We start from the raw sequence: 18,969 nt of genomic DNA on the forward strand, positions 1-18,969 counted from the left end.
AGGAATCCTCATGGGCATAAACCGTTCGGCCAAGACCAGCCGGTCATTCGCGCTGAAGACGATGCAAGCCTGAGCGGAGGGCGAAAGGTGCTGCCGGGCATGCTTAACCACCCTGCTTGCGGCCGAGGGCGTACACATACCAGCCCCAGTATGGGGCCATGCGGCTGATAATGCGCCAGTGCCGCCTCGCCACCTGGTGCAGGTTGGCGAAGTGCGAGGGCTTGAGCTGGGCACAGCCGGAACTCTCAACTTCGAATCCGGCGGCGCGCACGGCCCGGGCCAGCTCTCTGCGGGTGTAAAGCTTCACGTAGGGTTTGATCGCGATGCCATCAGCACCGGACTCGATGGTGGAGAGAAGGCCTGCATAACCCAGGCGCGACAGCTTCCCCGCACGCAGGCCGTCGTGCCAGATTTTGGAAACAAAGTGGAACGCGGACCAGAAGTTGTACATACCGACGAAGAACACCCCGCCGGGTTTGAGCACCCGGCGCACCTCGGCGAATACCTTGTCCGCCTCCGGAATGTGGTGGATGACTCCGAAGCTGTACACGCAGTCGAAGCTTTCGTCCGGATGACAGATGGCCGTGGCGTCCGAGCGGCGGATGTCCACCTCGAACCCGCGCAAGGAAAAGTTGCGCTTGGTGAGTTCCATGTGCCGGTCGGTGATGTCTATGCCATGGCAGTGCGCACCATGTTTGGCAAATTGGAGGAGGTCCGTTCCGTGGCCCACGCCGATTTCCAGCACATGCTTCCCAGCGAAGGCGTCGAAGGGCACCACCGCGTGCATCCAGTCCTGCTCGGCGTAACGTGCTCGCTCCACGTCGAGGAAATATTTCAGGCTATTGAAGTCGCCTCCCTCAAGGGCGCCGCAAGGATTGGCGTTCCACTGGGCCTGGGCGTTGCCGCGGGCGTCTGAGTCCAGATCGGGGAACTCGGCGCAGATGTCGGCCTGCCGGGCGGACGAACTAATGCCCCAGGAAGCCGAGGCGTCGCCTTTGGCGAAACGCCATGTCCGCTCCACGTGCTGCCGCCATGTGAACTCGCGTACCGCCGCCGCACGGGCATTGGCCCCAAGGCGTGCGCTGAGTTCCGGCCTGCCGGCCAGGAAGCACACGGACTTGACGAAGGCGTCTACGTCACCCGGGGGACAGAGTACGGCGCGCCTGTCCGCGGCCTCGGGTTCTGCATCAAGCTCGGCGGAAAGGATGGCCGGCCGCAGCACCTGACCGATCTGCTCCAGGTCCGAGGCCACAATGCCGCCTCCCAACGCCATGTACTCGAAGAGTTTGGTGGGCGAGCCGAAAAACGGTGTGGAGGACATGTTGCGCGAGTGCGGGGAGACAAGGATGTCCGCGGCACGATACATGCGCGCCCCCTCCTGCTGCGAGATGCGCCCCGTCATGAGAACCTTGTCTCGGAGGCCATGGCGTTCCACGGTCTCGTCCACGAGATGCTTGAAGTTTCCGTCGCCGATGAGCAGGAAGCGTACGTCCGGCGAAGTCTTGAGAATGCGCGGCATGGCCTCGGCCAAAACATCCACCCCGTGCCAGCCGCCGAAGGTGCCGGAGAAACAGACCACGCGGTGCTCCGGGGCGAAGCCCAGTTCGGCGCGCAAGGCGGCGCGTTCCTCCGGTCCGGCCGGGCGGTAGGCCTCGGTGTCCACGCCGTTGGGGTTCACGACGATGCGCTCGGCTTCAATGCCCATCCGCACCAAACTATCGCGGATAACGCTTGAAACCACGGAGATGGTGGTGGCCTGGCGTAGCGCCCAGGACTCCACAAGCTGCAGCTCGGTCTCAAGGTCCATGGGGCCGTCGCCGAAGGTGCGGCTCATCTCGAATTCCGAGCCGTTGTACTCCGCGATATACGGGATGCCCAAGCGTTTGCTGAGTATGGCTCCCACAGGGTTGCCCAGCACGAGGCGTTCGTAGATGAAGGACGGCCGCTTGGCTTTGAAGGCCGTCTCAAGCCATTTCAGACTGCCGAAGCCCTGGACGAGCAGATCCAGGGCGGAGCAGGTGGGGCTGTCTATCGGCACTACGATCTGTTGGATGCCCATGTGGCCGAGCAGTTCATATGGGTGAGCCATGTAGCAGGTCAGACCGGGGATGATCCTGTCCAGCTCTTGGGCCACATAACAGGTGTGGCCGTAGCTGCCGCCGGAGCTGATCTTCGCCCAGAAGTCGAGACGCAGGTAAGCCCCAGGCCCAGACGGGTGCTGCGGGAAGGGGACCGGCGCGGGTGAACCCTCGGCGGCCAGCCGGTCCAATATCGCCCTCGACCGGGCCCGGCGGTACGGTGACCTCCATTTGCCGACCACTGAGCGGCCGAACTCCGCGAGGCCAAGTTTCTCTGCCGTCTTGCGGCAAATGTCTTCGGGACCGCCATGGTAGCCCAGGATGATGCCGATAGGCACGCGCACGATCCTGGGCAGACTGCGCAGCCAAGCCGGAGGGGGGCTCAGCATTCGGCGCTCTCCTCGTCTTCGCCGCCGCCCCAGCCCGTGGCCCGGCCGCACAGCAAGTCCTCAATGTACAGGGATACCGCCGTGGTCTCCAGGATCTCATCAAAGGCAATGGGGGCCTCCGCGCCGGAAGTCAGCGCCGCGCCCAGAAGCTCAAATTCACTGGCATGGCCTTTGTCCATCTCGCCTTCCCAGAGCACGGCTCTGTCCGAGGCGCGGGTGAGCTTGCGGTAGTCGTCTATTATGTAGGCCTCGCCGCCGCAGAACACCTCAATGCGCTCTTTGGGCAGTCCGGTTTTAGGCCCCAGGGCGGTATACAGGAGCGTGGCCTGAGAGCCGTCGGCATAGCAAAGGCATGCGGAAAAGTTGTCGTTGCGCAGGCGCAGCCCGCCCGGAGTAACGCAGGCAGCCTGGATGGAACTGACGGCCTGGCCGGTCAGGGCCCGAAAGACGTCATACATATGGCAGGCTTCGCCAATATTGCGGCCGGCTCCTTCCTGGGTTTGCACCCAGTGCGTGGGGGGAATGTACCCGCCATTGAGCCTGTAAAGCACCTGCATGGGTTCGGTGCGCCCAGCCAGGGCTGAAATCAGAGTCTGGACCGCCGGGGAGAAGCGTCGGTTGAAGCCGACCATAACCAGGGGCGGGCGTTCAAGACTACGGCTATTGCGCCAGGCGGTGTCCACCTGCGACAATTCCTCCCAGGTGGTCGCCAGGGGCTTCTCCACAAAGATGTGCTTACCTGCGTCCAGGGCGGCCGCAACGGCCTTGGCGTGCTGATCGTGGCGTGTGGCCACCACCAACAGGTCGATGTCCGGCCGCGCAGCCATGGCGCCCACGTCGGAGCCCAGGTAGGGCACCCCTTTCTCGCGGGCGTAGTTGCCGCCGCGTACTGCGTCAGCGCTGACCACGCCCAGGTGTTGGAACACGCCAGGGCGCTTGTCCATCTGGGGAACCAGCATGGAAGTGCCGAAGGCGCCAGCCCCCACCAAGGCGTAACGCACTGGGGCCTTGTTCACGGGTCTGTGCCCGCGCAGGGTGACCACCGGCTCGGCCTCGCCGACCGCATCGGGATAGCGCAGCACCACGCCCAACGGCAGGGAGCCCTTGGCTTCGGCCAGCTCCTTGTACACGGGCGGTGCCTGGTCGATGTCCACCTCGCGGTCGATGAGCCCGTCGATGTGCAGACGGCCGGCCGCGATCTGCTCCATGTAGGCCTGCATGTTGCGCTTGATGGTCCAGCGGGCGAAGGGCAGCGGGTAGTCGCGCCCCTCGACCTCGTAGGAACGGTCGTAACGTCCAGCCCCGTAAGCGGTGCTCATGAGCAGGGTCACTTCCTTGCGGTAGAAGGCGGGCCGTTCCGGGCAGAGCCCGATGTCGCCCACAATGACCACGGTGCCTTTCTCGCGTACCAGCTGCATGGCCAAGTTCAACGGTGCGTTGGACTTGGTGGCCGCGGTAATGACGACTTTGTCCGCGCCCACGCCCCCGGTGGCCTGCTGCACAAGCTTTTGGAAGCCTTCCGGGCTGTCGGCCCCTGCATTCATGCCCAGAGCCCGGGCCCGCTCCACCCGGCCGGGATCCAGGTCCATGCCCAGCACCAGACAGCCGCTGGCCTGCAGCAGCTGCGCCGTCATTTGGCCGATGAGCCCCAGGCCGATGACCGCCACCCGTTCGCCCAGGGCTGGGGCGGTGCGTCGCACGCCCTGCAGGGCGATGGAACCCACGGTGGTTGTCGCGGCCTCGATGAGGGGACAGCCCTGGGGCACGAGGCAGGCCATATTTTGGGGAACACTTATGAATTCAGCATGGTTGGCGATGCCGGCCCCACAGCAAGCCACCAGGTCGCCCACGGCGAAACCTGTGACACCCTCGCCGCAAGACAGCACCTCGCCAGCGGCTGAATAGCCAACGTTCCAGCCTGTGTCGCCGGTATCCGGCCGATAGGACTGGGATTCGGCCTGGGGGAGAAAGAGGATCTCCACCGTGTCCAGGCGCATCTCCACGGTCTTTCGTTCACCGGTGTTGGACACAATGAGGCGGAATGCCCCCGAGGCCAGCGGGCAGGCCAACTCGTCGGCAAATTCGCCTTGAGAATATATCTTGTTGACCAGCCAGGAATTGCCCTCGCCATCGGTGACGCCGATGCCGAGAGTGCCGCCGGAGATTTTCCCGCTCAGGCGGACCAAGGGCCAGTGGCCCTCGGGGATGGCGATTGGGCCGAGGCCAGCCTGGTAGTCGAATTCGCTGGAGTCGGACGTGAGAGCTAGGGAGAGCCCAGCGGGCCCGGCCTCGAAGCTCAGCGCTTTGTGGCGGACCCAGGCGGCGCTGCCGGGCGCCAGGGGCTGGGCATTGGGCGCGGACGTGGTGGGTCGCATGCGCTTAAGCAGGGGCTGTGCGTGGCGGGCCGCAATGCTCTTGATCTTGCGCAGGGCCTTGTCCGGATGGCGAATGGCCTTGCCGAGGTAGGTGCAGGCCAGGCTCGTGGCGTTTTTTAATTGCTCAGAGGGTGTCTGGGGTTCGCAGGGCGCGGGTCGTAGAGAAGCTATTTCCGTGCCGACGCTGACCAAGGAATAGCGGACGCGGACGAGGATTTGCCCACGCTGGGCAATAGGGCGAGGCATGCGAGCCACAAGCGCTCCCGCGCTATTGCAGATGAGTTGTTTCATAAGCTCCGGATATGGGTTTTCTCCGCTCGGCCAAAACCCATAGCATTCATTAGGCTATGGGTTTATGTAGTTGAACTCGATAAGGTGTCAAGGTCTACCCAGTGGTGAACCGTTCCTTCAACAGCTTGTTCCTAAGCCACTCCTGCGTTATGCTTGCACATGCTCCATAATTTAACTCTTTCCTTTCTCGACCAGTACGGCTCCCTTGGTGGCGGGCAACAGGTGCTGCTGGAGCTCGTCGTTGCAGCGCTGGACCTTGGCGCGCGCGTGACTGTGCTGGCGCCAAGAGGCCCTTTGCTGGCCGCTGCGGGGGCCTCCGGAGCGGAAACGCGCGTCCTGCCGGAACTGTCGCTGCGGCAGGGGCGCAAAGGCCCGGCAGACATGCTGCGCCTGGGCCTGTGGACTGGCGGGCTGCTGGCCCGGCACGCCCGCTTTCTGAGCCGCCAGGAACTCATCTACGTCAACGGCCTTCGCTGTCTGCCCGCAGTCATGGGGCTCTCAGCCGTGGCCGGCACACCTTTCTGCATCCACACGCACCTTGCCCACTGCGGCCTGGAACGCCGCCTGCTCCTTGCCGCATCGCGGCAGGATGGCTGTCTGGCCTTGGTGGCGCCCTCGTCCTTCGCGGCTGGCGTGCTCGAACAGGACGGCCGGAGTCTGCCGAAGCTGCGCGTGCTGGAAAACGGCCTCGGCGCGGCTTTCGGCGGTCTGGCCAACGAGGACAGGCATTCCGACAGCCCCTTGCGTGAGGTGCTCGTCATCGGGAGGCTCTCGCCCGAAAAAGGGCAGGACGCACTCGTTGAGGCCGCCAGCGCTCTGCCTGGGCTGCGCTTCCATTTTTTGGGCGCCGCTGATTTCGCCGATGAGGATTTTGCGAAGGCTCTGAGCCGTCTCATGCCGGGCAACGCGGTTTTTCATGGCCGAGTGGCGGATGTGCCTGCCGCGGCGCGCTCGCTCGGCGCGCAGGTCTGTCTGGTGCCCTCGCGCTGCGCGGAGGCCTTCGGGCTGGCGGCGGTGGAGGGCATGGCCCTGTCCTGCGTCACTGCCGTGCGTGATTCCGGCGGCCTGGCGGAGATCGCCGCGGCCACGGGAGCGCTGCGCTTTCGCGCCGATGCAGAGATTCTGCCGCTGCTCAGGAGCCTTGCGGACATGCCTGGCCCGGAGCGCGCCGCACTGGCCAGGGCCCAGCACGGAGCCACGCTGGCGCGATATGGTCACGCCTCCTTCGCCGAGCGGTTGCGGGCACATCTCAAAGGGCTCATCGCGGCCGCCGCCGCAGGGGGGCGCTGATGCCTGACGCGTTGTTTTGCGCGTGCAACTACTGGGGCAGCCCGGGGCATGTGGGCTCGCACCACCTGGCCCGTTGCCTGCTGGAGCGCGGTTGGCGCGTGGCCTTTGTGAGCGACCCGGTGTCTCCGCTGCATCTGCTGGGCGGACTGTCTGCGCAGTTGCGGGAACGCCTGAAGCTGCACCGCTCCGGCGGGCGCTGGGTGGAGGAGAGGCTCTGGACTTGGGTGCCCGGGGCCCTGTGCACCCCGAACGAGAGACCTCTGCTGCGTTCCTGGCCTGTACAGCGTCATTGGAGCGCCATGGCCTGGCCTGATCCGGCCCGCGTACTGGCCCGCGCCGGGTTTGAAGCATTCGATCTGGTGTACGTGGACTCCATCGCCCAGGGATACTGGTGGCGCGGCCTGCGGCACGGCAAGAGCGTTTTCCGTCTGGCGGACAATCCCGCCGGTTTTTCCAGCCATACGCCCGCTGCGCAACGCGCCCTGGAGAGCGTGGCGCGCTTTGTCGACGCGCTGGTCTATTCTGCGCCGCATTTGGCCGAGACAGCGGCCTCTCTGGGCGCGAAACAGAGCGCGCTGCTTCTCAACGGCGTGGACAATGCCCTGTTTTCGCAGCCAGCGCCCCGGCCGGCGGAATACGAGGATGACCCTCGGCCCGTGGTCTTGTACGCAGGTGTGCTGAAGGAGTGGTTCCATTTTCAGTGGCTGCGCCAGGCCGCGGCCGCCCTGCCCAGGCACCGCTTCGTCGTCGTGGGGCCCGAGGGCGGGGCGCGCCACCGCCTGGACGGCCTGTCCAACGTGCGTCTGCTGGGGCCGCGTCCCCACGCTTCCCTGCCGGCCTACATGCAGCACGCGGCCGTGGGGGTGATTCCCTTTGACGTGGCGACATTCCCCGACCTGGTGCACGGCATCAACCCGCTGAAACTCTATGAATATATGGCCTCAGGCCTGCCCGTGGTGGCCACCCGCTGGAGAACTCTTGAGGAACTTGGCTCGCCCGCAGTCCTGGTGGACAGCGCCCGCGAGTTCATCGAAGCCATAGCCAACGCCGCCGCTCCACCTGTCGCCCAATGCCAGCGCTTCGCAGCTGACTATGACTGGCAACCCCGCTTGGAGGAACTCTTGAAACTCCTGAACCTTGGGGCGTCATGAGAACCCTTGTCCTCGCCTATCATGCCGATGCCATCCCGCTGGAAAAACTGGTCCCGGCCTTTGGTCCCGGCATTCTGGACGCAAAAACGGCCTATCCGGCCATGGTGCGCGCTTGGGCCAAGAGCGGAGAACTGGCGAGGCGCTTCCTCGCCTGCGATCTGGTCGTGCTGTATACTGGCGCGGTGAATTTCGCGCCTGACCCCTTGCTGGCCTTGTTGGCTGCGCGGTGGATGGGACGCCGGGTGGTGCTCGCCGATGGCCGCGGACTGGTGCGCCCGCTTGGGGTTGCCGACCTGATGCGCTTCGGCGCGAGGTATGTGCGCGACGCCCTGGCCCTGCAGACCTGGCTGGCCGGATTGGACGTGCGGCTGCATAGGCTTGAGGCCTTGGCCAGGAACCGCAAGCCGCCGCCAGTGCGGCTGGCGGACCAGCCTGCCTATCTGCGCACGGATCTCATCGCCGATCTGCGGGCCGGAGGCTCCGTGGGCCATGTGGCCGGAGTGTGCAACAATCTTGGCCGCTTCGGCGGCGCACCGGTGCTTTTCACCACCGACAGGCTGCCCACGGTACGCGGGGACATCGAGACCCACTGCATCCTGCCGACGCACCGGAAGCTGTGGAGCCAGCGCGGGCTTCCGGCCCTGACCTTCAGCGAGGACTTCGCTGCGCAGTGCTGGCGCCTGCTGGCCGACAGACCCGTGTCCTTCCTGTACCAGCGCCATGCCCTGAACAACTGGAGCGGAACCCAGCTGGCGCTTGAGCAAAATCTGCCTTTCGTGCTCGAATACAACGGCTCCGAAGTCTGGGTGGCGCGCAACTGGGGCACCGGGCTGCCCCACGCGGCCCTTGCGGAGCGTATTGAGACAGTGGCCCTCCGCACTGCGGATTTGGTGGTGGTGGTAAGCGAGCCCTTGCGCGACGAACTGGTTGCGCGCGGCGTTCTGGCACACAAGATTCTGGTGAACCCCAACGGCGTGGACTGCGGGGTCTACCATCCAGGCGTCGATGGGGAGCCGGTGCGCCGCAGGCACGGTCTGGAAGGACGTCTGGTGTTTGGCTTCATCGGCACATTCGGCGCCTGGCACGGGGCTGAAAAACTTGCCGAGGCTTTTGCCCTGCTGCTCGACCGGCGGCCCGACCTGCGTTCCTCCGCCCGGTTGCTGTTCATCGGCGACGGGGTGCGGCGCGCCGCCTGCGAGGAGATTCTCACCGCCGCAGGGGTGCGCGATCTGGCGGTGTTTACCGGCACGGTGCCCCAGGTGGAGGGCCCCGCGCATCTGGCGGCCTGCGACATCCTGGTGGCGCCCCATGTGCCAAACGCCGATGGCAGCCGCTTTTTCGGCTCGCCCACCAAGCTCTTCGAGTACATGGCCATGGGCAAGGCCATTGCCGCCTCGGCCTTGGACCAGATGGACGAGGTGCTGGAGCAGGGGGAGACCGCGCTCAAGACCGTGCCCGGCGATGCCCAGGACCTGGCGCGGGCGCTGGAGCTGCTGGCCGATGACCCGGAACTGCGGCGCAAGCTTGGAGAGGGAGCCAGAAAGGCTGCGCTGGAGCGGCACTCCTGGAGCGGGCATACCAGGCGCATCATGGACGCTCTTGTGGAGCTGTCTCAGCCCCCGGGCGCATCTGACCGGGAAGAAGCGCGCGCCGCCCGGAAGCCCGCCCTGTAGTTTCCCTGGGGCACAGGGCCATTGGCTGTCTCGACGGAGTCCCGCCTCCCGTCCGGCCTCGCCCCAAGCGAAAGGGCCGGGAACGCGTCTTCGCGTTCCCGGCCCTTTCGCTTGGCCTGCGGGGGGCGCGGGGGGAGCGCATGCTCCCCCCGCGGATATTCTCTTGCTCTTGTTCTTACAGCTTGCAGGCCGTGCGCAGATCCGCAGCGGCGTCGGTGGCTTCCCAGGTGAACTCGGGCAGCTCGCGGCCGAAGTGGCCGTAGTTGGTGGTCAGCTTGTAGATGGGGCGGCGCAGGTCGAGGCGCTTCAGGATGAAGTAGGGGCGCAGGTCGAACACTTCGCGCACGGCGCGGGTCAGCACGTCGTCGGCCACCTGTCCGGTGCCGTGGGTGGTGCAGACCACGGACACGGGCTCGGCCACGCCGATGGCGTAGGCGATCTGCACTTCGGCCACTTCACCCAGGCCCGCGGCCACGATGTTCTTGGCCACATAGCGCGCCATGTACGCGCCGGAGCGGTCCACCTTGGAGGGGTCCTTGCCGGAGAACGCGCCGCCGCCGTGGGCGCCGGCTCCGCCGTAGGTGTCCTGGATGATCTTGCGGCCGGTGAGGCCGCAGTCGCCCACGGGTCCGCCGATGACGAAGCGGCCGGTGGGATTCACGTAAATTTTCAGCTTGTCGTCGATGAGGTTCTGCGGAAGGGTGTGGTAGATGACTTCCTTCTTGATGGCCTCGACGAGGTCGCCGTGCTCGATGGTTTCATCGTGCTGGGCGGAGCAGACCACGTTGTCGATGCGCACGGGCTTGCCGTTCTCGTATTCCACGGCGACCTGGGTCTTGCCGTCGGGGCGCAGGAACTTCAAAATGCCCTGCTTGCGCACGAAGGTCAGGCGCTGGGACAACTGGTGCGCGTAGTAGATGGGCGCGGGCATCAGCGTGGGGGTTTCTTTGGAGGCGAAGCCGAACATCATGCCCTGGTCGCCGGCGCCCTGGTCCTCGGGCTTCGCGCGGTCCACGCCCTGGGCGATGTCGGCGCTCTGCTTGTCGATGGCGGACATGACGGCGCAGGTGGCGTAGTCGTAGCCCATCTCGGAGCTGTTGTAGCCGATTTCCTTCACGGTCTCGCGCACGATGGTGGGCAGGTCGGCGTAGGCCTTGGTGGTGATCTCTCCGGCGATGAAGGCCATGCCGGTGGTGACGAGCGTTTCGCAGGCCACGCGGGAGCTGGGATCAGGCCCGATGAGGGCGTCCAGGACGGCGTCGGAGATGGCGTCGGCCACCTTGTCCGGGTGTCCCTCGGTCACGGACTCGGACGTGAACATGTAGCGGCTTTTGGGCGAAATCATTCAATCCTCCAGTATATCAGGTAAACATTAGGTTACGTGGGCCGCCTCGGGCCTGTTGGCGGCATCCACACGTATGACCCTGGGCTTGTGCGAGGCAATTTCATGCGGCTCAAGCTCCAGGTAGGTCACCAGAATAACTTTCTGCCCGGCCTTGCCCTTGTGCGCGGCTGCTCCGTTCAGGCAGATCTCTCCCGGCTTGCCGGGAATGGCGTAGGTGGTCAGCCTCTCCCCGTTGTCCAGATTCAGCACGTCTATCTGCTCGTTGGGCAGTATGCCCACGGCGTCGAGCAGGGCGGTATCCACGGAAATGCTGCCCTCGTAGTCCAGGTTCAGCGAAGTGAGGGTGGCGCCGTGGATCTTGGCGCTCATGAATGTGCGTCTGGGCATGGGTACTTACCCCTCTAAGAGAATATTGTCTATAAGGCGCACCTTGCCGATGAACACGGCGACGGCCAGCAGCGTGGCTTTGTCCACGCGCGCCACCGGGGCCATGGACTCCGGGTGCACGAAGGCTGCGTAGTCGATGCGCGCATCAGGCAGGGTATCGGCAATATGCCGGCGGAACATGAGGCCCAGCTGCTCGGCGTCGGTTTCGCCGTCTTTCACGCGCTGCTGCATCAGCAGCAGCCCCTGGCGGATGGCGGGCACGCGGGCGCGCTCGTCACCGGTCAGGTAGACGTTGCGCGAGCTCATGGCCAGGCCGTCGGCCTCGCGGAAGATGGGCATGCCGACGAGTTCCGCGTCCAGGTTCAGGTCGCGCGCCATGCGCTTCAAAATGGCCAGCTGCTGCCAGTCCTTCTGGCCGAACACGGCCACGTCGGGCTGCACGAGGTTCAGAAGCTTCAGCACCACGGTGCACACGCCCCGGAAGTGGATAGGCCGCGAGGCGCCGCACAGGCCCTTGGCCAGCTCCGGCACCTCCACCCAGGTGGCGTGGTCGGGTTCGTACATGGCCCCCGGCTCCGGCGCGAAGACCGCGTCGGCCCCGTGCTCCTCGGCCAGCTTCAGGTCGCGGGGCAGGTCGCGCGGGTAGCGGTCCAGGTCTTCGTTCGGGCCGAACTGGGTGGGGTTCACGAACACGCTGACCACGAGCTTGTCGGCCCGTTTTCTGGCCTCATCGATGAGGCTCATGTGTCCGGCGTGGAGAAAGCCCATGGTGGGCACCAGGGCTATGGAATGACCCTGTTTGCGCCACTGGCGGCATTGAATGCGTAAGGCTGCGGGGGTGTTCAGGAGGTCCATGGAGGTTCCCATGCGGGTGTGTTTTTGGAAGGCACACATGGCACGATTGGGTGGTGCTGTCCACTGATATTTCCCCCTTCCCGCCGCTGGCCCAGGCGTTTGGCCTTGTGCTGGAAGTTGCGGCAGGATAGAGAGTTCTGCATGCGACCCGCCGCCGACATCCTCACCGACATCCTGAAGGACGAGAGCGTCCAGCTCACCCGCCAGGACCTGATCGACCTGGAACACAGCCTGAAGGACGCCATCCGCGCCTTCCTGCCCTTCACCACCTACAGCCTGTACTTCCCGCGCGAGGGGAGCCAGCCCCCGAGCCTGCGCTACGACGCGGGCAGCCGGGAGCTCATTTTGCCCCTGGTGCTGTGCGGCAGGGTGCTGGGGGTGTTCGTGGCGCGCGGGGTGCGCCTTGGCGCGCCCAAGGCCATGCCGCCCGTGTATCTGGCCATGGCCACCAAGGTGCTGGAGCAGATGCTGTTGTACAAGCGCTCGGTGACGGACCCGCTCACCGGCCTTGCCAGCCGCGAGCACTTCCACAAGGTGCTCGGCCAGGAGATCGCCCTCATCCGGCACTGCCTGGAGGCCACCACCGGCGGCCGCACCGACCCGGACGTGCAGTGCTTCAGCGCCGCGCTCGGCGTCATCCTGCTTGACCTGGACTCCTTCCAGTGGATCAACGAGCGCTACGGCTACCAGCTGGGCGACCAGATGGTGGCCCAGGTGGGCCGGGCCATCGCCGGGGCCTGCCCGCGCCATGTCACGGCCGCGCGCATCCACAACGACACCTTCGCCATTCTGGTGCCCGACGCCAGCTCCAAGGGCGCCTTCCAACTGGCGGAGCAGGTGCGCCAAGCCATCGGCGGCCTGTCCTTCCAGGACGAAATGACGGGCGACCTGATCAGCGTTTCGGCCAGCCTGGGCTACGCCAACTATCCCCAGTGCCTGCGCGGCCCCCAGCTGGAGCGCACCCCGGGCGAGCAGGCGCGCATCCTCATGCGCGCGGCGGCCAAGGCCGTGGGCACCAGCAAGGACCACGGCCGCAACCGGGTCTTCGGCTTTCTCGACATCGCGCGCACGGGCGGCCGCATCCTTGAGGTCATGCCCATGCAGCGCCTTTCCGTCACTCTGGGGCGCGGCGTGGGCGCGCAGGAGGGCCTGCGCTACCTCGTATGGTCGCCCAAGTTCCAGGAGCGCACCATCGAGGCGCGCCTTTCCGGCGACGAGCGCCTGCTGGGCCGTTCGCCCGCGCTGTACAAGGGTGAGATCGTGCTCACCGAGGTGCAGGAGGACATCGCCTTCGCCGAGATTCTGCACGCGGGCGACTCGGCCTGGGCCCCGGAGCCCGGCGACCGCCTGACCCTGATCCAGGAGCGCGACAGCCTCTTCGCCGCGCAGCCGGTGGAGGAGGGCGGCCAGGGCCCGGCCCAGCGCGACATGCTCACCGGGCTCTACAGCTACCGCGACTTTTTGGCCTTTTTCGGCCGCGTGCGCCAAAGGGCGGACGCCTTCACCGTCGTGCTCACCCGTGTGGTCAGTCCTGGCGGGGCCGGAGTTTCCGGCGAGAAGAGCGACGTTGTGGACCGGCGCGGCGGAACGGTGAAGCATCTGGACGCGGCCGTGGCCCAGGTGGCCGCCCTGGCCCAGGGCTGCCTTCTGCCCGCGACATCCGTTTCCGGCGCCTGCCCCGGCGAGGCCAAGCCCGGCCAGAAATCGGGCCAGAAAGCCGCGCGGGCGGCTGGCGGGCGCTTCGGCCTGGGCGGGCTGGTGCATTTCCTGCCCGGCGGCTCCGGGCCGGAGGCCCTGGCCAAGGCCGAGGAGCTGTGCGCCCAGGCGGCGGCGGAGCATGGCCTGGATCTGGCCGTGGGGCTGTTCAGCTATCCTTTCCTCAATTTCGCCAAGGCCGACGCCCTGGAGTGCGCGCGCAAGGCCCTGGAGCACGCGCTGCTGCTGCCCGCGCCCCGCGTGGCCCTGTTCGATTCCGTGTCCTTGAACGTCGCGGCCGACAGGCTCTTCGTGGAGGGCGACCTCTACGCCGCGGTGGAGGAGTTCAAGCTCTCGCTTTTGGCCGATCCCGAGAACATGCTGGCCAGAAACTCGCTCGGCATCTGCTACGCCCAGCTGGGCAAGCCCGACCTGGCCCGGCGCGAGTTCGAGCTGGTGGTGGCGGCGGAGCCCTCCGACGTCATGGCCCACTACAATCTTGGCTGGGCCTGCCAGCGCCTGGGCGAGAACGCCCTGGCCAGCGCCGCCTACGAGCGCTGCCTGGAGCTGGACCCCGGCCATTGCTTCAGCCTGCTGCGCCTGGGCTCCCTGGCCGAGGCCGCGGGCGAGCTGGACCAGGCCGAGGCGCTGTACACCCGCGCCCTGGCCGCGCCCGGTGGAGAAGCCAGCGCCCTGCGCCCCCTGGCCCGCGTGGCCCTGGCCAAAGGCCAGGCCGACCGCGCGCGCGAGCATCTGCACCTGGCCATCAGCGCCAATCACAACGATCCTTTCGCCCTGCATATGCTGGCGCGGCTGTATCTGGACGCCGGGGAGGACCCGCAGATTGCCGAGGTGCTGGCCCGGCAGAGCGCCGCGCTGATGCCGGAGCGCCAGGAATTCTGGGGCGCCCTGGTGGAGGCCCTGACTCTGCAGGGCAAGCACGAGGAAGCCCGCAAGGCCGGGTCCAGAAGCCGATTCTAGCCCCCGTCAAGGAGAGCCAATGTCCCCCATGTCCGACATCGTGATGGTTCCGCTGTCCACGCAGCTTTTGGCCGTGGCCGTGGCCTTGCAGTTCGTGGCCTTCATGGCCGTGCTGTGGCGCGGGCTCTTCGGCCTGCCGCAGCTCTCCACCCGCCGCCCGCGCTGGCCCTTTATCCCGCTTCTCATCGGCACTGGCGCGGGCGTCTGGTACGCCATCATCCAGCGCGACCTGCTCATGGGCGCGGCCCAGGCCCTGGCCCTGTTCATCGGCTTCTGCCTCATCAACAGCACCCGCGGCGAGCAGCCCCAGAAGTTCGAGGGCACGCGCTCCGAGCGGCGCGCGGCCGAGCGCGAAGCCAAGCGCACCAAACGGGCCGGAAACGGCGAGGGCTCTGGTGGCAAATAGCGCGGCCGGGCTCAAGCCCGTCCTGAAGGGCCTGGCCATGCTGGCCGTGTTCGGCGCTCTGGTGGCCCTGGCCCGGGCCCTGGGGCTGGAGCAGCACCTGGACGACAAGCAGTGGCTGCTGGCCCATGTGGAAGGCCAGGGCGTGGTCGGAGTGCTCTTTTTTCTGGGCTTCACCGGGCTGGTGACGGGCATGGGCCTGCCCCGGCAGCTGACGGCCTTCCTCGGCGGCTACGCCTTCGGCTGGTTCTGGGGCTCCATTCTGGCCACTCTGGGCACCATGCTCGGCTGCGCCATGGACTTCGGCCTGGCGCGCACCCTGGGGCGCGATTTCGTGAAGCACCGCTTCGGCCGTCGCGTGGCCAGCCTGGACGCCTTCCTGCGCTCCGATCCCTGGCGCTCGGCCCTGGCCATCCGCCTGTTTCCTGTGGGGCACAACATGCTCACCAACGTGGCCGCGGGCGTGACGAGCATCCCGGCCGCGGCCTTCATTTTGAGCTCCGGCCTGGGCTATCTGCCGCAGAACCTCGTGTTCGCCATCTTCGGGGCCGGGGTGAACGCCCAGACCACGCTGGGCAAGGCCCTGTCCATCGGGCTTTCCGTGCTGCTCCTGGCCGCGGCCACCTGGCTCGGGGTTTCCGTGTACCGGGCGTACAAGCGCAAGGGCGCGGTGCCTGTGGAGGATGACGGGGAGGACGGTAGCGGCGCGGAACGCGTGGAGCCGTCCGCGAAGTAAGCTTTTAGCGGCAGCCCGTTAGCGGCGGTCTGTTAGCGACAATCGGGCGGCGGCAGCAGGAAAGGCCGGTACAGGTCGTCCGGCAGCACGGCAAGGGTCAGGCGCGGGGCCAGGCGCTTCCAGGCCTGCCAGAAGCACCAGCCGATGAACGCCCCCAGAAGCCAGCCCGCCACTACATCCGACGGATAATGCTTGCCCAGGTACACCCGCGACCAGCCCACCACCAGGGGCAGGGCCCATAGCCCGCGCCGCAGCCTGGGCCACAGGCACATGGCCAGCACGGCGGCCGCCATGGAGTTGGCCGCGTGGGCCGAGGGGAACGAGGTGCCGGTATCGCGCGGCTCGTGGTCCGCGGGAAGGCGCAGCCACTGGCCGGATTCCTGGAAATAGGTCCCCGTGACCGTGTGCTGGGGCCGCACCCGCTCCACGGCGTGCTTCACCGCGTTGCAGGTCAGGTCCGTCACCCCCATGGCCAGCACCAGGGCGATGAAATAGATCACCTGCCCCTTGCCCCGCAGGGCCGAGCGCCATACAAGCAGCCCCGCCAGAAGCATGAACAGCGCGGCGCGCATGGAGAATACCGGCAGGATCGCGTCCAGCGCTGCGGCGCGCCATTGCTGGTTCAGCAGGAGTTGCAGGTCCAGGTCCAGGGGCGAAGCGGTGAACATGGGGGGCCTCCATGAATGGGGGAACGCGGAGGGCTTTCCGCAACGCCGAAACGCTATGCCAAAGTCCCGCGTCTTGTCAAAGCCGGGCATTTCGTTCAAGACTTCCGCCGGAAACGCGCCCCAAAACGTCAGCACCCAGACTCAGCACAGGAAACGCCATGACCCAGCCAGCCAGCATCGCCCTGTCCATGCCCCGCCTGGGCCTCTACGGCGGCGCGGAAGGCTTCGGCTGGCGCCTGGCCGAGGCCCTGGCCGCACAAGGCCACGCGGTGAGCTTCCTCTGCGCCCGGGCCGAGGGCCGCCTGCCTCAGGGCGTCACCCCGGTGGAACTGGGCCGGCCGCCCTTCGGCCGCGCGGTGAAAAACCTCTGGTTCGCCTGGGCGGTGGAAAAGCACCTGCGCGCGCACGGCTACGACCTCGTCATCGGCCTGGGCCGCACCTGGAACCAGGATATTCTGCGCGTGGGCGGCGGACCCCAGGACATCTTCAACCGCCTGACCCTGGCCGCCCACGGCGAAGGCTTGACGCGCCTGGGCAAAAGCCTGCGCCGGGCGCTGTCGCCCTCGGCAGCGGTCATCAAGTGGATGGAGGCCCGGCAGTTCGATACGCCCGCCAACCCGGACCAGCGCGTGGTCTGCGTATCGCACCTGGTGCGCGACTGGCTGCTGGAGGCCCACCCCGCCCTGGACCCGGAGCGCGTCAGCGTGGTCTACAACCGGCCGGACCTCTCGCGCTTCCAGCCCCTGCCCGCAGAGCGCAGGGCCGCGCTGCGCGCCGCGCTCGGCCTTACACCCGCCGATGTCGTCGTCTGCACCGCGGGCACGAATTTCGCCCTCAAGGGCGTGGGCACGCTCATCCGCGCCCTGGCGCTCTTGCCGCAACACTTCCACGTGGCCGTGGCCGGGGGCCGCCACCCGGACGCCTGGATCGCCCTGGCCAAGCGCCTGGGCGTGGCGGGCCGCGTGCGCTTCGCGGGGAAGGTGGACGACATGCCCGGTTTCTACGGCGCGGCGGACGTCTTCGCCCTGCCCACGTACTACGACGCCTGCTCCAACGCCGTGCTGGAGGCCTTGGCCTGCGGGCTGCCCGCCATTTCAAGCAGCCGCAACGGCAGCGCCGTGTTCGTGGACCCGAAGCTTGTCCTGCCCGATCCCGGCGACGCCGAAACCCTTGCCCGGCTCATCACCACCGCGGCGGCCCAAGCCGCGGACGCCACCCGCCCGGCCTTCGTCTGGCCCGACGGCCAGCCCAGCGGCCTTGCGCCCTATCTGGACATGGTGGACCAACTGCTGCTGGAAAAACGAGGCCGCCCATGAGCAGAGCCGCCCTCGACCTGCTGTTCCTCACGCCTTCGGGCGAGACCCTGCCCAGCGTGCGCTTCCGCGTGCTGCCCTTTGTGGACCTTGGCCGCGCGCGCGGGCTTGCGGTCGACTGGCGGCGCGCGCCCAAGGCCATCCACCAGCGCCTGGGCTTCCTGCTCACCCTGCCGCGCGCGCGCGTCATCGTCATCCAGCAGAAGCTCTTCGCTCCCTGGGAGCTGTCCCTCATCCGCCGTCGCTGCCAAACCCTCGTCTACGACGTGGACGACGCCCTGTGGGCCCTGCACCCGGCCGAAATCGGCCAGCCCGGCAGCGCGGAAAAGGCCGCCAAGATCAAGGCGCGCTTCGCCCACGCCTGCGCCAACGTCGACCTCGTCATCGCGGGCAACGACTATCTGGCCGGGCACGCGCGCGAGACCCAGGCCAACATCTTCGTTCTGCCCACGCTGCTCGACACCGCCAAATACACCCCGGCCCCGCCCGACGCCCACGGCATAGGCCCCTTCCGCGTGGGCTGGATGGGCACCAGCGGCAACCTGTTCTTCCTGCCCGAGGTGCTGCGCCAGCTTTCCCCGCACCGCGAGCGCCTGGATATCCGCATCGTGTCCGACCACGCCTACGAGGGCGAACTGCACGAGATGGTGAGCTTCGAGCGCTGGAGCCCCAGCCTGGAAGTGGACCAGCTGCGCGGCTTCGAGGTCGGGCTCATGCCCCTCACCGACGACGAGTACACGCGCGGCAAATGCGGCTTCAAGATTCTGCAGTACATGGCCTGCGGGGCCGTGCCCGTGGCCTCGGCCGTGGGCTTCAACAACGAGATCCTGACCCACGGCCAGGACGGGCTGCTCGTGCGCCAGCCGTCCGACTGGGCCGCGCACATCCTGGCCCTGGCGGGCGACCGCGACCTGCTGGAGCGCATGGCCCAGGCCGCGCGCGCCACCGTGGTGCAGCGCTTCAGCCTGGAGCGCATGGCCCCGGAACTGTGGCGGGCGCTGGGGCTGTAAGGGGAAAGAGCTGGGGCTCTGCCCCAGACCCCGCCAGGGGGTATGCACCCCCTGGACCCGCAGGCCAAGCGAGAAGCCCCGGAGCGCAAAAGCGCTCCGGGGCTTCTCCGTTGGGGCAGGGCAGGGCTGGGGGCCGGTTGCAGGTCTGTTGGACTTTTGCGAGTTCGCCGCAAGTGCGGGTGAAGACGCGGGGGTGACGCATGCCCCAGGCCCGTGTCGCCTCCCGCCCGGATCCTCCGCGCGGGATATTGCTTCAGGCTGCTTTCGCGCCTGAAGCAATATCCCGCGCCACAGGGAGTCCAGAGGGCCTCGTGCCCTCTGGCGGGGTC

14 protein-coding genes are annotated in these 18,969 nt (G+C 67.1%); 8 read left to right on the forward strand and 6 right to left on the reverse strand.

The genetic code is table 11. From position 1 onward, the window contains the following. Positions 1 to 103: 103 nt before the first annotated feature. On the reverse strand, positions 104 to 2,467 hold the full coding sequence (locus VN419_RS01505) for a methyltransferase domain-containing protein (RefSeq protein WP_325643700.1): 2,364 nt from the start codon (positions 2,465 to 2,467) through the stop codon (positions 104 to 106). Continuing rightward, a complete protein-coding gene (locus VN419_RS01510) occupies positions 2,461 to 5,088 on the reverse strand; it encodes a bi-domain-containing oxidoreductase (RefSeq protein WP_325643703.1) in 2,628 nt (875 codons plus the stop codon). The genes VN419_RS01505 and VN419_RS01510 overlap by 7 nt, the downstream gene beginning before the upstream one ends. Positions 5,089 to 5,292: 204 nt before the next feature. Between VN419_RS01510 and VN419_RS01515 the strand changes: the two genes are divergently transcribed. Genes VN419_RS01515 through VN419_RS01525 form a run of 3 tightly spaced genes read left to right on the forward strand, consistent with a single transcriptional unit; the run spans position 5,293 to position 9,247 of the window. Continuing rightward, positions 5,293 to 6,423, forward strand: a complete 1,131-nt coding sequence (locus tag VN419_RS01515; protein ID WP_325643704.1) for a glycosyltransferase family 4 protein — start codon at positions 5,293 to 5,295, stop codon at positions 6,421 to 6,423. After that, positions 6,423 to 7,574: a glycosyltransferase gene (locus tag VN419_RS01520; protein ID WP_325643706.1), complete on the forward strand. Its 1,152-nt coding sequence runs from the start codon at positions 6,423 to 6,425 to the stop codon at positions 7,572 to 7,574. Before VN419_RS01515 ends, VN419_RS01520 begins: the two co-directional genes overlap by 1 nt. Next, positions 7,571 to 9,247: a glycosyltransferase family 4 protein gene (locus tag VN419_RS01525; RefSeq protein ID WP_325643708.1), complete on the forward strand. Its 1,677-nt coding sequence runs from the start codon at positions 7,571 to 7,573 to the stop codon at positions 9,245 to 9,247. The genes VN419_RS01520 and VN419_RS01525 overlap by 4 nt, the downstream gene beginning before the upstream one ends. 175 nt (positions 9,248 to 9,422) lie before the next feature. Here the strand turns inward: VN419_RS01525 and metK are convergent, their stop codons facing one another. From metK to panC, 3 genes are read right to left on the reverse strand one after another with little or no spacing between them, the layout of a single operon-like run. Next, positions 9,423 to 10,592, reverse strand: coding sequence for a methionine adenosyltransferase (gene metK, locus VN419_RS01530; protein WP_325643710.1), 1,170 nt, complete (start codon positions 10,590 to 10,592; stop codon positions 9,423 to 9,425). Between the two features lie 27 nt (positions 10,593 to 10,619). Beyond that, positions 10,620 to 10,979 carry an aspartate 1-decarboxylase gene (panD, locus tag VN419_RS01535; protein WP_325643712.1) on the reverse strand — a complete coding sequence of 120 codons (360 nt, stop codon included), beginning with the start codon at positions 10,977 to 10,979 and terminating at the stop codon, positions 10,620 to 10,622. 6 nt (positions 10,980 to 10,985) lie between these two features. Further along, entirely contained in the window at positions 10,986 to 11,834 is an 849-nt protein-coding gene (panC, locus tag VN419_RS01540) for a pantoate--beta-alanine ligase (RefSeq protein WP_325643714.1), read from the reverse strand. A gap of 141 nt (positions 11,835 to 11,975) precedes the next feature. Here panC and VN419_RS01545 point away from each other — a divergent pair, with 141 nt between their 5' ends. Genes VN419_RS01545 through VN419_RS01555 form a run of 3 tightly spaced genes read left to right on the forward strand, consistent with a single transcriptional unit; the run spans position 11,976 to position 15,649 of the window. After that, a complete protein-coding gene (locus tag VN419_RS01545) occupies positions 11,976 to 14,510 on the forward strand; it encodes a diguanylate cyclase domain-containing protein (protein WP_325643716.1) in 2,535 nt (844 codons plus the stop codon). Between the two features lie 19 nt (positions 14,511 to 14,529). After that, positions 14,530 to 14,916: a hypothetical protein gene (locus tag VN419_RS01550; RefSeq protein ID WP_325643718.1), complete on the forward strand. Its 387-nt coding sequence runs from the start codon at positions 14,530 to 14,532 to the stop codon at positions 14,914 to 14,916. Continuing rightward, positions 14,906 to 15,649 carry a TVP38/TMEM64 family protein gene (locus VN419_RS01555; protein ID WP_325643720.1) on the forward strand — a complete coding sequence of 248 codons (744 nt, stop codon included), beginning with the start codon at positions 14,906 to 14,908 and terminating at the stop codon, positions 15,647 to 15,649. Before VN419_RS01550 ends, VN419_RS01555 begins: the two co-directional genes overlap by 11 nt. A 32-nt stretch (positions 15,650 to 15,681) precedes the next feature. Here VN419_RS01555 and VN419_RS01560 read toward each other — a convergent pair whose 3' ends face one another. Further along, the gene (locus tag VN419_RS01560; protein ID WP_325643722.1) at positions 15,682 to 16,317 is read right to left on the reverse strand and encodes a phosphatase PAP2 family protein; all 636 of its coding nucleotides are present in this window, start codon (positions 16,315 to 16,317) and stop codon (positions 15,682 to 15,684) included. A 158-nt stretch (positions 16,318 to 16,475) separates the two neighbouring features. Here VN419_RS01560 and VN419_RS01565 point away from each other — a divergent pair, with 158 nt between their 5' ends. Then, the gene (locus VN419_RS01565; RefSeq protein ID WP_325643724.1) at positions 16,476 to 17,633 is read left to right on the forward strand and encodes a glycosyltransferase family 4 protein; all 1,158 of its coding nucleotides are present in this window, start codon (positions 16,476 to 16,478) and stop codon (positions 17,631 to 17,633) included. Further along, entirely contained in the window at positions 17,630 to 18,640 is a 1,011-nt protein-coding gene (locus VN419_RS01570; RefSeq protein WP_325643726.1) for a glycosyltransferase family 4 protein, read from the forward strand. Before VN419_RS01565 ends, VN419_RS01570 begins: the two co-directional genes overlap by 4 nt. Positions 18,641 to 18,969 lie beyond the last annotated feature (329 nt).

It is taken from the genome of Humidesulfovibrio sp. (assembly GCF_035560995.1).
Lineage (GTDB): Bacteria > Desulfobacterota > Desulfovibrionia > Desulfovibrionales > Desulfovibrionaceae > Humidesulfovibrio.